Origin of the sequence: Streptomyces sp. NPDC006624 (assembly GCF_040611555.1) — a bacterium.
Classification (GTDB): domain Bacteria; phylum Actinomycetota; class Actinomycetes; order Streptomycetales; family Streptomycetaceae; genus Streptomyces.
This window is the reverse complement of the sequence record NZ_JBEXOM010000010.1, coordinates 1-12,708: the sequence shown is the minus strand read 5'-3', so window position 1 is coordinate 12,708 and position 12,708 is coordinate 1. Positions and strand designations below refer to the sequence as shown.

15 protein-coding genes are annotated in these 12,708 nt (G+C 67.6%); 8 read left to right on the top strand and 7 right to left on the bottom strand.

Features of this window, described 5'->3' with window-relative positions; all coding sequences use genetic code 11:
- Positions 1 to 18 precede the first annotated feature (18 nt).
- Genes ABZY20_RS19685 through ABZY20_RS19675 form a run of 3 tightly spaced genes read right to left on the bottom strand, consistent with a single transcriptional unit; the run spans position 19 to position 2,983 of the window.
- Positions 19 to 1,326 (bottom strand): ATPase, T2SS/T4P/T4SS family, encoded by a 1,308-nt coding sequence (locus ABZY20_RS19685; RefSeq protein WP_356442801.1) that lies wholly within the window; start codon positions 1,324 to 1,326, stop codon positions 19 to 21.
- Positions 1,323 to 2,240 (bottom strand): hypothetical protein, encoded by a 918-nt coding sequence (locus tag ABZY20_RS19680; protein WP_356442800.1) that lies wholly within the window; start codon positions 2,238 to 2,240, stop codon positions 1,323 to 1,325. Before ABZY20_RS19680 ends, ABZY20_RS19685 begins: the two co-directional genes overlap by 4 nt.
- Before the next feature lie 17 nt (positions 2,241 to 2,257).
- On the bottom strand, positions 2,258 to 2,983 hold the full coding sequence (locus ABZY20_RS19675) for a hypothetical protein (protein WP_356442799.1): 726 nt from the start codon (positions 2,981 to 2,983) through the stop codon (positions 2,258 to 2,260).
- A gap of 478 nt (positions 2,984 to 3,461) precedes the next feature.
- On the opposite strand from ABZY20_RS19675, the gene ABZY20_RS19670 reads away from it, so the two are divergent.
- Positions 3,462 to 4,178 carry a sensor domain-containing protein gene (locus ABZY20_RS19670; protein WP_356442798.1) on the top strand — a complete coding sequence of 239 codons (717 nt, stop codon included), beginning with the start codon at positions 3,462 to 3,464 and terminating at the stop codon, positions 4,176 to 4,178.
- 73 nt (positions 4,179 to 4,251) lie between these two features.
- Complete coding sequence (locus tag ABZY20_RS19665) at positions 4,252 to 4,470, top strand: hypothetical protein (protein ID WP_356442797.1); 219 nt, start codon at positions 4,252 to 4,254, stop codon at positions 4,468 to 4,470.
- A 10-nt stretch (positions 4,471 to 4,480) separates the two neighbouring features.
- Here ABZY20_RS19665 and ABZY20_RS19660 read toward each other — a convergent pair whose 3' ends face one another.
- The 3 genes from ABZY20_RS19660 to ABZY20_RS19650 form a co-directional block, all read right to left on the bottom strand.
- Positions 4,481 to 4,783: a hypothetical protein gene (locus ABZY20_RS19660; RefSeq protein ID WP_356442796.1), complete on the bottom strand. Its 303-nt coding sequence runs from the start codon at positions 4,781 to 4,783 to the stop codon at positions 4,481 to 4,483.
- Between the two features lie 342 nt (positions 4,784 to 5,125).
- Positions 5,126 to 6,202 carry a hypothetical protein gene (locus tag ABZY20_RS19655; RefSeq protein ID WP_356442795.1) on the bottom strand — a complete coding sequence of 359 codons (1,077 nt, stop codon included), beginning with the start codon at positions 6,200 to 6,202 and terminating at the stop codon, positions 5,126 to 5,128.
- Positions 6,187 to 6,846 (bottom strand): hypothetical protein, encoded by a 660-nt coding sequence (locus ABZY20_RS19650; RefSeq protein WP_356442794.1) that lies wholly within the window; start codon positions 6,844 to 6,846, stop codon positions 6,187 to 6,189. Before ABZY20_RS19650 ends, ABZY20_RS19655 begins: the two co-directional genes overlap by 16 nt.
- A gap of 500 nt (positions 6,847 to 7,346) precedes the next feature.
- Here ABZY20_RS19650 and ABZY20_RS19645 point away from each other — a divergent pair, with 500 nt between their 5' ends.
- Genes ABZY20_RS19645 through ABZY20_RS19620 form a run of 6 tightly spaced genes read left to right on the top strand, consistent with a single transcriptional unit; the run spans position 7,347 to position 12,278 of the window.
- Positions 7,347 to 8,018, top strand: coding sequence for a hypothetical protein (locus ABZY20_RS19645; protein WP_356442793.1), 672 nt, complete (start codon positions 7,347 to 7,349; stop codon positions 8,016 to 8,018).
- Complete coding sequence (locus ABZY20_RS19640; RefSeq protein ID WP_356442792.1) at positions 8,015 to 9,100, top strand: hypothetical protein; 1,086 nt, start codon at positions 8,015 to 8,017, stop codon at positions 9,098 to 9,100. Before ABZY20_RS19645 ends, ABZY20_RS19640 begins: the two co-directional genes overlap by 4 nt.
- Positions 9,101 to 9,147: 47 nt before the next feature.
- A complete protein-coding gene (locus tag ABZY20_RS19635; RefSeq protein ID WP_356442791.1) occupies positions 9,148 to 9,453 on the top strand; it encodes a hypothetical protein in 306 nt (101 codons plus the stop codon).
- Positions 9,450 to 10,712, top strand: coding sequence for a putative T7SS-secreted protein (locus ABZY20_RS19630; RefSeq protein WP_356442790.1), 1,263 nt, complete (start codon positions 9,450 to 9,452; stop codon positions 10,710 to 10,712). Before ABZY20_RS19635 ends, ABZY20_RS19630 begins: the two co-directional genes overlap by 4 nt.
- 16 nt (positions 10,713 to 10,728) lie before the next feature.
- Complete coding sequence (locus tag ABZY20_RS19625; protein WP_356442789.1) at positions 10,729 to 11,607, top strand: hypothetical protein; 879 nt, start codon at positions 10,729 to 10,731, stop codon at positions 11,605 to 11,607.
- Entirely contained in the window at positions 11,604 to 12,278 is a 675-nt protein-coding gene (locus ABZY20_RS19620; RefSeq protein ID WP_356442788.1) for a hypothetical protein, read from the top strand. The genes ABZY20_RS19625 and ABZY20_RS19620 overlap by 4 nt, the downstream gene beginning before the upstream one ends.
- Positions 12,279 to 12,448: 170 nt before the next feature.
- On the opposite strand, the gene ABZY20_RS19615 is transcribed toward ABZY20_RS19620, so the two are convergent.
- The coding region (locus ABZY20_RS19615) for a transposase family protein (protein ID WP_356442787.1) at positions 12,449 to 12,708 on the bottom strand (260 nt) is incomplete at its 5' end.

The window sequence follows — 12,708 nt, the reverse complement described above, 5'->3', positions numbered from 1 at the left end:
GTCGTGTTCACCCCCGGCTCACCCCCAGGTCCCGGTCGGCCGGTAGCCGTGTGCCATCAGTTCCTCCAGGCAGGCGATGGGGGCGTGCGGCACGATCCGGCCGTCGGGCGCCTCGGCGAAGACCTCGCTGGACAGCACGCGCCCGTCGACGCCGTTGACCTCGCGGACGGAGGTGACCATGCGCTGGAGCCGGCCGCCGTTGCCGAAGTCGTTGCGCCGCTGGATGAAGACGACGAAGTTCACGGCGCCCGCGATCAGCATCTGGCTGGCCTCGATGGGCAGCCGCTCGGAGGCCTGCAACGCGTACGTGGAGATACGGTTGAACACCTCGCTGGAGCTGTTGGCGTGGATCGTGGACAGCGAGCCGTCGTTGCCCTGCGACATGGCGTTGAGCATGGTGACGATCTCGTCGCCGAGGACCTCACCGACGATGACGCGGGAGGGGTTCATGCGCAGCGAGCGCCGCACCAGCTCGGCCATCGAGATGGCGCCCTGGCCCTCGGAGTTGGGCAGGCGCTCCTCGAACGCGACCACGTTGGGGTGCAGGTCGGGGAAGGTGTCGAGACCCAGTTCCAGGGCCCGCTCGACGGTGATGAGGCGCTCGTGCGGCGGGATCTCGTTGGCGAGGGCGCGCAGCAGCGTCGTCTTACCGGCGTTGGTGGCGCCGGCGATCATGATGTTCTTGCGGGCGCGGACCGCGCAGGCCAGGAAGTGGGCGACCTCGGGGGACAGCGTGCCGTTGCCGACGAGGTCGGAGATGAACACCTTGCCCATGCGCGCACGGCGGATGGACAGCGCCGGGCGCCGTGCCACGTCCATGACGGCCGACAGTCGCGAACCGTCGGGCAGCCGCAGGTCGAGCTGCGGGTTGGCCGAGTCGAACGGCCGGGAGGACAGGCCCGAGTAGGCGCCGAGCACCTGGATGAGCTCGATGAGCTCCTCGTCGCTCTCGGCGACCGGGTCGCCCTTCACCTCGCGGCCGTCGGCGTAGCCGACGAAGACCTGGTCGCAGCCGTTGATGTCGATGTTCTCGACCTCGGGGTTGTCCAGCAGCGGCTGGAGCCGGCCGACGCCGAACAGGGCCGCGTGCACGGCGGCCGCGTACTGCTCCTCGGTCTCGGCGTCCAGCGGCGTACGGCCCGCGTTGATCTCGGCGCGGGCGTGCTCCTCCAGGATCTGGGCTATGACGGCACGCGCGTACTGCCGTTCGTCCTCCGTGGACATCGGAGTGACGTTGCTGATCTGGTCCTGCCGGCGCTGTTCGGCGATGCGGTCGCCGGCGTCCTGGCGGAACCGCTTGACCAACTGGTGGTCGACAGCGGTCATGTGCCGGCCCCCGCGTGGCCCTGCGTCCGGCCGGGCTGCTGGTGCTGGTGCGGGACCTGCTGAGCGTGCTGGGCCTGCTGGGCGTGGTGGGCCTGGTTCGCCTGGGCGGAGGCGGCCCAGGCGGCGCCGTACTGCTGGTGGATGTCGGCCGCGACCTTGCGGGCGGAGCGGATCAGCAGCGACTTGTCGAGGCGGCCGCGCTTGCGGCCGGCCAGCTGGTCGGCGCCGGCCGGGTCGTCGGCGATGGTGCCGACCACGCGGGCTCCGGTCTGGGCGTGCACGAGCATGTCGTTGACCTGCGAGGCGAGCTTGCCGGCGGTGCCGGTGTCCGCGATCAGGACGACGCCGATGACCGGGTTGGCGAGGCTCGCGGCGCCGCGCGGCCCGCCGTGCAGCTTGCCCGCCAGCGCGGCTGCGCGGTCACGCACCCGCGCGATCGCCTCCGGCTCGGTGCGCGAGAGCAGCAGCACGAGCGAGGCGTGCGGGAACAGTTCGACGGCGGGGGTGTCCCCGCTGATGCGTCCGCAGTCGGCGATGACGTCGGCCGCGGCGTGCGGGGAGTCGGCGAGGGAGGCGAAGGCGTGCCCGAGAGTGGGCCACAACCCCGCGAGTCCGGCGGCCTGTTCGGCGATGCCGAGCCCGACGAGGACCTCAAGACCTCCGCTGAGCGGCTGGACGTGGTCCCAGAGCTGGTCCGGCACCAGGCCGCGGCGCGCGGTCGCGGCGATGGACAGCATGCCGGTGTTGGGGTTGAGCGGTCCGCCGTGCGCGGCCGCGCTGCGGTAGACGAGGTCACCGCCCGCCGGGTCCGTCTCGGCGAGCAGGACACGCCGCGGCCAGACCGCCGCGAGGGCGACGGCCGCGGTGGTGACGCCGGGGGAACCCTTGTCGGCGGCGAGAGCGATGAGCGCCATGGGGTGGGTGCCGCCTTCTAGTTGCCGGGGACGTGCACGATGGCGACCTCGCCCGCTGCCGCCGCCGAGGCGAGGGCGGCCGCGTCGGCCTGGTCGACAAGGAGGGTGAGCGAGAGGTTGCCCGTGCTCACGGTGGCGTCGCTGTCGTCCTCGACGGCGTTGACGCGCGCGTTGTCGACGATGCCGCCGCCGGAGGACGAGGTGCCGCTCGAACCGGTGTTGTCGTCGGAGCTGTTCGAGCCGGCGCCGCTCGTGCCGACGCGGTAGGCGGAGACGACGTCACCGGCCTTGATGCCGGACGGGTACTGGCCCTCCTTGAGGGCGAGGCCGACGGCGGCCTTGCCGGCGGGGAGGGTCGCCTTTTTGGCGAACATCTCACCGACCGCGAGAGTCCCCGGGTAGATCGTGGACTTGGCCTTGTAGGTCTGGATGGTCTTCAGCTGCCTCCACTCGACGTAGTGGATGCTTTCGTCCTCGGCGACCATGACTGAGGTCACGTCGCTGTCCTTGAGGGACTCCCCGGCCTGGACCTCGTTCGTCACCTTGACGACCTCGATCCGGTCACCGGCCTGGAGCACGAGCATCGTCGCGCCCAGCGCGCCGACGAGGATGAGCAGCACGGCGAGCGCGGCCAGAGCGGGTTTGCGCTCGCGAGGCGGTGTGGGAAGGCGGTCACCGACCGACGGCTGAGCCGGAGCGACGGAACGCCCTGCGCCCGCCCCCGTACGCTCTTGGATCTTCACGCAACCGCTCCCCGTACACCCAAGAAGTTATCTACTAAATGGGACACTCAGCACTTCTCGGCCCGCTGAACAGTGCCTGAGCTGGCCGGATAGCCAGCGCCGAAGTGAGTGTCAAGCCATGGCACCGTATCAGCCGCACATAAGCCCCTCAAGGCGCGTCCGAACTCGGGGAACGCATCGGCCAGCCGTTACTCTTCCGCAACGCCCTTTTCCCACAGGCCCGTTGAACAGGGGGCGCGAAGGGCAGGACGGCTGTGCTGGTGCGAATCGGCCGCCGCAGCGCGCGGACACGGGGTCTGAGGCGTTCGACACCTCTCGGCCATCATGCCTGCACGATTCGCTCACGAAGCCGGGCCGTGGCAACGGCGGTTCACCGCCCGGCGGGGGCGTCGGCCGTGGGTTGAGTAGAGTGCGGCGGCGTCCGGCATCAGGATGCCGTTTCCCTCCCCCCACCCACCACTTCCGAGGATTCCTCTCCATGAAGCGTGCCCCGCTCGCCGTCTGCGCCGCGTCCCTGCTGTCCCTCACCGCGCTCACCGCGTGCGGCGGCGGCTCCGAGCCGGCAGCCGACAAGCCGAAGGCCGCCGCTTCCCCGGCAGACCGGGAGACCCCGGCGGAGCGGCTGGCGAAGCTCGTGATCACCGAGGCGGACGTGCCCGGCACGGAGGTCAAGCCCCCCTCCAAGCAGGACGAGAAGTACCTCTTCGCCAAGTCCCCCGGCGACGTCACGACCGACAAGCCCGCGTGCACCCCGCTGGCCCTCGCGATGAACCAGTTGGCCCTCGACGGCTCCCGGGCCGACCTGACCCACCACATCCCGGAGAACCGCAGGTTCACGTACATCACCCTCATGACCTACGACACCCCGGACAAGGCCAAGTCGGCGTTCGCCGGGCTGTCCGAGGGCGTCGGGGCCTGCGGCGGCGGCTTCACGGCGAAGGCGAGGGTCGCGACCCCGTACGACTCCGTCACCGCCGAGAAGCCGGTCGCGCGGGGTGGGGACGAGTCGCTCGCGTTCCGCGCCACGACGCCCTTCCGCGGCATCACCCACACCGTGCACGCGCAGGCCGTCCGCAGCGACGACGTCGTGGCCGTCTACTTCGCCGCCGACGGCATGGCCATGATCCAGGACCGGCCGGGCGACGCGAAGCTCCCGGCGGCGGTGGTGAAGGCGCAGAACGCGAAGCTGGGCTGAGTATGTAGCACTCGCGAACGCCTTAGTAGAGTGCCGCGCGGACAGCGATCGGACCGCGGGGGGGGGCTCACCGGTGAGAGCAGTCACGTCGTACAGCGCATACGCGGCGCACACAGAGGAGTTGGGCGGCGGACGGCGCGGTCCGTTCCGTCTGCTGCTCGCCCTCTGCGGGCTCACGGCCGTCTTCGCGACCGCCACTCCCGCCGTCGCGGGAACGTCCGGCGCGGCCCCCCACCCGGGCACTCGATACGACTTCGGGCAGATCCCCGTGCCGAGGGCAGCCCTGCACTGAGCTACAGGGCTCAGGCCGGCACGTACTCCCTGTCCCACCGGTTCTGCCGCACACCACCCCAGGTGCCCGTCGCCGCGGAGCTCAGGAACAGCACCGCGAGAAGCCCGGCGTTCGAGCTGTCATCCCGATCAGTGGTGGGACTGGCGACGCCGACGGGGTCATACCGAACGCGCAAGGTGTCACCCGTCTCCACCCAGTTCTCGCAGCCATCGCCTTCCGTCAGCGAGGGAGAGATCTCCCGTCCACCAACCGTGCGCAGGTCGCAGTGGTTGGTCCCGCTGTCGTCCTTGTCACGACCACGGCGTCGGCCCACTCTCCCCGCTCCGCCAGGGCGGCGCTGTCGCCGGCAGAGGTTCCGAACAAGCCCAACGCCACCCCCGCGACCAGCGGAACGAGCAGCTGCCAGGCGACCTTCCGTTGCCTGCGCGGGACCCTCCGCAGACACAGAACCGGCACCAGAGCCGTCGCCAGCGGCAGCACGAGAACGGCGAGGAGCAGAGCCACCCCTCGCGCCGGCGCCCACAACGGCACGACAGGGCCGAGCCAGGCGAGTCCCCACGAGCTCCCGGCGCAGACGACGTTGAACACCGACCACCGAACGACGTCGGCTCGCCACCCGACCCCGGGACCGCCCCGCCGAGCCCGAACAGCTCCTTCAGCCACGGTTGACGCCACTCGCCCGGTTCACGGCCTGGGCCTCCTTGACGGTCACATCCTGCTCGAACGTGGACAACCCGTCAGGCAGACCTGGCTGCCGCGGCGGCCCGTCAGGGTCGGCCGAGTCGGTCCACGTCACCTGCCAGGTGATGGACGCCTTGAAGGGGTAGGTGCCGTCGCCCGACGCACGGAGGTACGTGACGTTGCAACCGGCGTCCTCGCTGTCGGCCGTGTAGCCGTCCTTGCCCTTGACCAGGTCGTAAGTGCAGCTCCGCGGGTCGGCGTCGGCGGTGCCGGCGTCGACCTTGAGCGCCACGGGGGTGGCGACGGTGGTCGCGGCGAGCTGAACGCCCTTGTAGTCGAGGCTGGCGGTCGTCCACACGCGGTCGAGATCGCCCTCGAACGCCACCCGCGTACCGAGGTTCACGAGCAGGCGGTCGGCGCGCGGTCGCAACTCGACCGGCGGCGTGGGCAACTTGGTCGAGTTGAGGGCCAGTTGTGAGAGAACTTCGGGCGTCACCTTGTTCGGATCCGGCTGCGGATCGGCGGGCGGGACCCAGATCTCCCAGTTCTCCGTGGTGACAGGGCAGGCCCTGTCGTAGGTCTCATCGGGAAACTGAACCTGCCACCACAGACCTTCGTCACCCTTGTGGTACTTCTCCTTCTCCCGCTTCTGCGCGTAACCCTCCGCCGGGCTTCCCCCCGGAGCGCCGCCATACGCGCCCTTGATGAACTCCTCGTACTCCTCCGGCGTGTACATGGGCTCGTACCAGCACACCGGGGGTTCCCAGTCGGGGTCCGCGGAGGTGGCGGTGGCGGTGGCCGCGGAACGACTCGAAGGGGGAGTGCTTTGGTTGAGGCGGATGTGGGCGCCGATGGAGCCGCTGCCGGATTCGGCGCCGGAGTCGGTCTCGGGCTGACCGGAGCCTGTGTCTGGTTGAGTGGTCGTCTGGTCACCGCCTGTCGTCTCGTCCGCGTAGGCCGGGCTGCCCGTACCCAGCAGCACAACGAGGCTGACTGCGGCTGCGGTCCCAACAGCCGGACGTGACCGCAACGCGCCTACCGCTGCACGCATGCAGGGTCCCCCTTCTTCCAACTCTGCTGTGTCACCTGCCAGTCACCCGCTGCACCTCGCGCGGCCTGGGCCGTGTACAAGACAAAGCTCTTGTCACTCGGCTTGGTGCGGCGCACCTTGCCCGTCTTGATCTCCTTGTTGAATGCCTTGCTCTGGTCCTCGCAGTAGCGAACAGCCGCAGTGCCTTCCGAGACGTCGGTCACCTCGAAGTTGAAGTAGCGGTAGCCGCCCGTCACGGTCAGCCCGTCCTTCTTGAAGGCCTCGACCCTGCCGACCCAGAAGGAAAGGGCGTTGGCTCCGAAGTAGCGACTCATGTTGGCCGTCCGGCTCTCACTCCTGGCGAATGCCTCGACGCGGGCCTGGGCCGCGTACGCCGTGTCCCGAAGGATGGCGTCCTTGACCGGGTCACCTGACGACTCCCGATCCACCGCCACCTTGAGGTCCCTGGGAAAGTCAAAGCTCGGCGCGTTCTTCTCAGCGGGCTCAGAGGATGACGGAGTCGAGGGGCCGACCTTCCCTGTCTCCGCCCCTGCGATTTCGTCGTTCCCCGATCCGTGGCCGGAGTCGCTGCTGCAACCGGTCATGGACAGTGAGAAAGCAGCAAAGAGGGAAGCAACGGCCGCCCTCCGTCGCGTGGTCAGCATGAGGCTCGTCCTCGGAGATAGGTCGTCAGCGTGCGACGAGATGATCCCATGAGCGGCCAGCGCCGAACGAAGCGCCCCGCAGCCAGATGTGCGCTCAGACAACGTTTGCTGAGTCCTTTTCACGCACCATGCGACGCACCACCAGGAGGGCCAACCGCCAGGCCGTGCAGCTACGTCGCCGCGTTCCGCGGTGACCGCTCTGCCGTTGAGCCGCGTGCCCCGGCCGCGGCGGCGAGCTGGTCGCGTACCTCGATGGGACCCGAGGTGCAGGACACCGCACTAGCGAAACGAGATACCTCAGCTCCGTGGCCCCGGGATCCGCACACCGCGGGATCCGGGGCTGCCCCCGTTTGGCACGATCAGGACACAACCAGTCCGCCGCGAGCCCCCATACAACCCGGATTGCCCCTGTTCTCGAGGAAGTTCGCTCTGGTGAAACCCGGAACCCCACCGATACCGTCAGACCTCTTGACTGAACTTCTGTCTCACGGGGAGTCACTGTGGAGCGCCGCCCATTGCCCGTTGCCGTCGCACTGACAGCAACGGCAGCACTGCTGTTGACGGCCTGCGGCAGCGGGGACGACAAGTCCGCCGACAACGACAAGATCGCCGGCGCCGGCCAGGAGGAGAAGACTCCGAAGGAGTCGGCGACCCCGCCGGCGGCACCGGCGGAGGACCGGCCCGACGGCGTCGACGTGTCCCTGCCCAAGGACATGAACCTGGTCTTCGACTGGGAGAAGCCGAAGGACAAGAACGAAGCGGCTGCGATGGACGACGCCGCCAACTTCATCCGGGCGATCTACCGGGGCGTCGACAAGCGCACGACCAAGGACGCGGCCGTGACGGCCTACGCGACGGGCGATGGGCTCAGGTACGCGAAAACACAGATCAACGCCAGGCTCGAAGGCGGCTGGACTGCGACCGGCACTCGGCGCCACTACCAGGACACCACCCGGTCCGCACCGAACGGCAACTCCGTGGAAGTCGCGTTCTGTGTGGACTCGAGCAAGTTCTACGGCAAAGAAGTCAAGACCGGAAAAATCCTGAAGAGCAAGCCCAGCATCGCCGACTTCGACCACTTCAGGATCGTGATGGTCAAGTTCCCCACGGGTGAAGGCCTCTGGCAAGCATCCAAGGTGTTTGTTGAGAGCAAGGCGGAGAAGTGCCAGTGAACAGGGCACGGCATTCCACCTCCCGTATAGGCACGGCTGCTCTGGCCCTGACCCTCGGCGCTCTCATTCTCACGGAACCGGCCCACGCGGTGGAACCCACGGGCAACGGCCAGGGAGCCAACACGGAACAGACCGGCGGTGGCGACGGAACCGGCATCTTCGCCGCCGCCCGCATCCAGTACTCCGGATCCGTAGCCAAGGACGGCAGCACCGGAAACGTGACGTCCACGGACGTCAACTGGACTCCCCCGCCCTGCTGGTACGCCCCGTACCTGGGCGCCAAGGACTTCAAGAAGAAGATGTCCGAGGACCTCGACCGCCAGCTGAGCACACCGGGCATGGGCGGGACAGCGGGCTCGGCGCTGGGCCAGGCCAAGCGCCACTACGAGGACGAGTTCGGCTGGGAAGGAAGCCCTGGCTACAAGGACTACAACGTCGAGAACGACGGCAAGGGCATGTTCTGGGCCGGCGTCGAGAACCCCAACGAGCCGGACTACCTCAAGCGCACCTCGTGCACCGACCTGCCCTTCTGGGTGGAGAACGGCGAGGCCCCGCCGGCCCGGTACGAAGAGGCCATCGACCCGGAGATGCTCGCCGCGCTCGCCTACCAGCACATGCAGTTGCCCGACACCGAGGTCAGCCTCGCCCCCGAGACGGAGACCAAGGTGAACCTGCCGACCTGGGCCTGGGTCGACAAGGCCGTCTTCGACGAAGTCCAAGCCACGGCGGCGATCAACGTCCCGGGCTTCAACATCCAGGCCACCACCACCGCCAAGCCGGTCTCCCTCAAGCTGGAGCCGGGCACCGAGGACGCAGAGACCTACCCGGCCTCGGGCGAGTGCGTCATCAACGCCGACGACTCCATCGGCGAGCCCTACGCCAAGGGCAAGGCCGACGAGACACCCCCGTGCGGCATCAAGTACCTCCGCTCCTCCGGCAACGGCACCTACAACCTCAAGGCCACCATCACCTGGGACATCGCCTGGACGGGCACCGGCGGCGCGGGCGGCGACCTCCCCAATGGCACCTTCGGCAGCGACCAGGCCGTGACGGTTCAGGAGATCCAAGCCGTCAACCGCTGACGGCCCACTGTCAGCACAGAACCACTAGCCCGGCCGGAGAAGTAAGCGTGGCGAACGACTCAGACCTCAAGGTGAACGTCGACCTTCTTGTGGAGTCGGAGTCCCGGCTCAGAAAAATCAAAAAGGAGTTCAAGAACCTGGGCAATCACCGCGACGACATGCGCGAGCACTGGGGCAGCGGTGACATCACGGACGCCATGGACGAGTTCGTGGACAACTGGGACGACTACCGCGAAAGCCTGCTCACCCACATCGACACCGTAGGGAAGCTGATCAAGGCCACCATCGACGGGTTCACCGGCCTGGACGCCGAGCTTGCCAAGGAACTGCGCAAGAAGGAAAAGAAGAAGTGACAACGGCTCCCAAGGCCCGGCCCCGCGACTGGCATCCTCTTGCGGAGTCCGACCCCGTTCCAGGAGACCCGGACGAGATGCGTTCCGAGGTCAAGCGGATGAAGGGCGTCGCGAGCTCCCTGCGTGAGCAGGCCCGTCTTCTCCGCGGCATCGGCAACGATGACGAACTGAAGGGCAAGTACGCCGGTGCCCTGCGAGACGAGTCCGAAGGCCTGGAGAAGAAGCTCCGCGATGTGGCCGAGCGCTACGAGAACGTCCACGGCTATCTGACCAGCTGGGCCAGCGAGCTGGAGGGCTTCCAGATTCAGGCCGACAAGGTTCTGGCCAACGCGAAGAAGGCGCAGGACGAAGCGGACGCCGAGAAGAAGAAGACCGAGACGAACAAGCCGGGGCCGGGCGAACCTAGCCCTTCTCCGAGCGGCACCGACCACGATCCGCTCATCGAATACCGGCTGCAACTCAACCGGATCACGTCCGAGCGCGACGAGCGTGCCTCACATTACGCGGGCAAGATCCGCGACGAACTCGACGATGCCATCGAGGACAGCATCTGGGACGATGCCAAGGGCTGGCTCCATGACAATGCCGACCTCTTCAAGACGATCGGTGACCTGGTCGGAGACCTGAGCGGCATTCTGGGCATGCTCGCCATCATCACCATGCCCTTCCCACCTCTGGGAGCCATCTTCGCCACGGCCGCGGCTGTGACCAGTGGCATCGCCCTGATCAGCCACCTTCTGGCAAAGGCAGGCGGCGCAGACGTCAGCTGGTTCAGCATCGGCCTCGAGGCGCTCGGGGCCATTCCGGGAATCACCGCGTTCGCCAAGGGAGTCAAGGTCGCGGACGGCGCGGTCGCGGCGGCACGAGCGGCACAACTCGGCAGCAAGTTCCGGGGTGTCACGACCATCGGACGAAACTTCGTAGGGTTCGGCGACAACGTCGCGGGAGCCGCGAGTTTCACCGTCAAAGGCAAGACCATCGGTCTGTGGGGTCTCAAGCACGGCGGTCTGATCAAGGCTGAAGGTCTCATGGGGCGCATGACGCTGGTCGCCGAGCAGACTGTTCACAATGGGCAGTGGCTCGGAACCCGAGGCCTCAACCTGGCCAGTCGCGGCCGTCTGTCCATCGATCCCATGAGCAACCTGGGCCGCGGCATCGACGCCGGCCTCAAGATCGCTCCTAAGCTGGTGTCGATTCCCACGCACATCGGCGAACTGATCAATCCCGGCGACCGCTTCCAGGAATCGGTCGCCTCATGACGAGGACGGAGATGCTGTGAATTGGAAACCGCAGCCCGGCGAGGAGACGCTGGCTCGTTTCCCGGCTTCGTTCGCGACCGGAACCGCAGCCACCGTGGCCGGTCGGCGCTCTTTCCGCGACCGTCGGCGCAACGACATCGAGACCGAACTGTCCGGCTGGCCGGAAGGGAAAGCCTTCGCGGTTCGCCGTCTGCCCGGCAGAATCGGCTGGCATGTGCGAACTGTCACTTCCGGTCTCTTCGCCGTGGCGGGGGGCATTCTCTCCGATCTCCTGGGCGGAAGCACGATTGACCCCGAGCCTGGACGCGGGAAGCTTGAGGACCGAGAGAATGAGGTCGCTGATTTCCCCGTGATGTGGGCCGACGCGGGCGACATCGCACGCACTCTGCCCTGGCAACTCGACCCTTCCCGACGTCCACATGGATACGTCACCGAAGTTGTGTTGACCACTCAGCGCCTGCTCGTCGTCGGGTCCGGCAAGGTGCTGTGGGAGACCCCTGCGGAAAGTATCGCGTCTGCTTCGTTCAAACGCTTCAGCATCGGCCACAGGGACTTCCAGATCGTCTTCCAGGACGGCTCGTGGGCCAGGCTGACGACCAACGCTTCTCTCTACACCGTCGAACTGGTCGGGCTTCTGTCAGGAAGTCACCGTCGTCTGTCCGAAGCGGAACTCTCGCCTGCACAGCGCGAGCGGCTCTCCGGCGCCGTGTCGCCCCTGCCGGCGGATGCCGCAGACCCCGTCATCACGAAACTACCGAGCGGCCTGGTGCGGGTGGAGTTCACGCTTTCCGGCTGCCGAAAGGACGTGGTCTCCGAAACGCGGGGTTTCGTGATGGACGACGCCGGCCGGGACGCGACACCCGCTCCCGGAGACATCGAACCGAGCAAGGCATGAACGTGAGCATCAACCGCACGGCACCATCCGGCATCCCGACCGCCATCGAGGATCCGGCCATCCCTCCCCTCTGGTTCGTGGCACCGGAGGGTTTCCACGCCCTGCCCGTGGACGTCGAGCCAGGTGCCCGACTGTCCGCTGCGGACAAGTTCGCCCGTGAGCTCTTTCCCGAGGGTGACGCCCACCTGTGGGAGTCGGCAGCGCCCTTCTACGCCGGACTCGCCGAGGTCTTCGCGGACGCCGGGCTGGCGTACTCCGCCATGGGGGTTTTCAGTGACGACAATGGTGGTGTCGTGCACTTCTCCTTCACCGTCGGCGCTATCGAGTCACCATACGCAACCCCCGACGAGGCTGTAGGCGCGATCGGGCAATCTCTCGGCCGGGACCCGGGAAATGACAGTCGCCGCATCACGTTGCCCTGTGGGCCCGCTGTGTCCAACATCTCCATCCGCGAGATCACCATCGGTGCTGAGCTAACCGCGACGGGCGAGGAGACGAAGCTCCTCACCGGCCAGATCCAAATCTTCATCCCCTTTCCGACCCAACGCTTCATAGCGATCTTCACGTTGGACACCGCCGCCATGGAGTACTGGGGAGAAATCTGCGACATGACCGCCGCGGTACTGGAAACGGTGTCCTTCTCGGACCCCACCCGGGACTTGTCCGGCTGACCTGCCAAGGACGCCACCCACCTGATCCGAGCAACGACCACCCCCAGACCCGTGTCCCTCAAGCTGCAGGCGGGGACGGACGATGCCATGACGTATGCCGCCTCAGGTCAGTGCTGGGATAGGGGGATCCGGCTGAAGCGCTGAGGTTGGAAACCGCTCAGTGAGCTTCTTCAGCGTTGCCGCTCCAGAGTGAGGATGGCTTTGGCGATTGACGTCATGCGGTTGGGGCTGCAGCGGGATCTACGGAAGATTCGCCAGGACTTCAGGCGCGCGACGCCGCGTTCGACCGGTGCCCGGGCGGTCGACAGGGCTCGGTTGACGGTCGTCTCGGTATGGGTGAGTTCCTGCAGGGGTCTGCGTTTGATGCCGGTGGTCACCCATGGGCCGCCGCCCTGGTAAGCGAGATCGGCCAGGATGGGGACGCCCTGGC

Bases quoted from the DNA above. Each gene is read 5' to 3' on its own strand.
- ABZY20_RS19670 (WP_356442798.1), top strand. From the start codon at position 3,462: ATGAAGCGTGCCCCGCTCGCCGTCTGCGCCGCGTCCCTGCTGTCCCTC.
- ABZY20_RS19655 (WP_356442795.1), bottom strand. From the start codon at position 6,202: ATGCGTGCAGCGGTAGGCGCGTTGCGGTCACGTCCGGCTGTTGGGACC.
- ABZY20_RS19650 (WP_356442794.1), bottom strand. From the start codon at position 6,846: ATGCTGACCACGCGACGGAGGGCGGCCGTTGCTTCCCTCTTTGCTGCT.
- ABZY20_RS19685 (WP_356442801.1), bottom strand. From the start codon at position 1,326: ATGACCGCTGTCGACCACCAGTTGGTCAAGCGGTTCCGCCAGGACGCC.
- ABZY20_RS19620 (WP_356442788.1), top strand. From the start codon at position 11,604: ATGAACGTGAGCATCAACCGCACGGCACCATCCGGCATCCCGACCGCC.
- ABZY20_RS19680 (WP_356442800.1), bottom strand. From the start codon at position 2,240: ATGGCGCTCATCGCTCTCGCCGCCGACAAGGGTTCCCCCGGCGTCACC.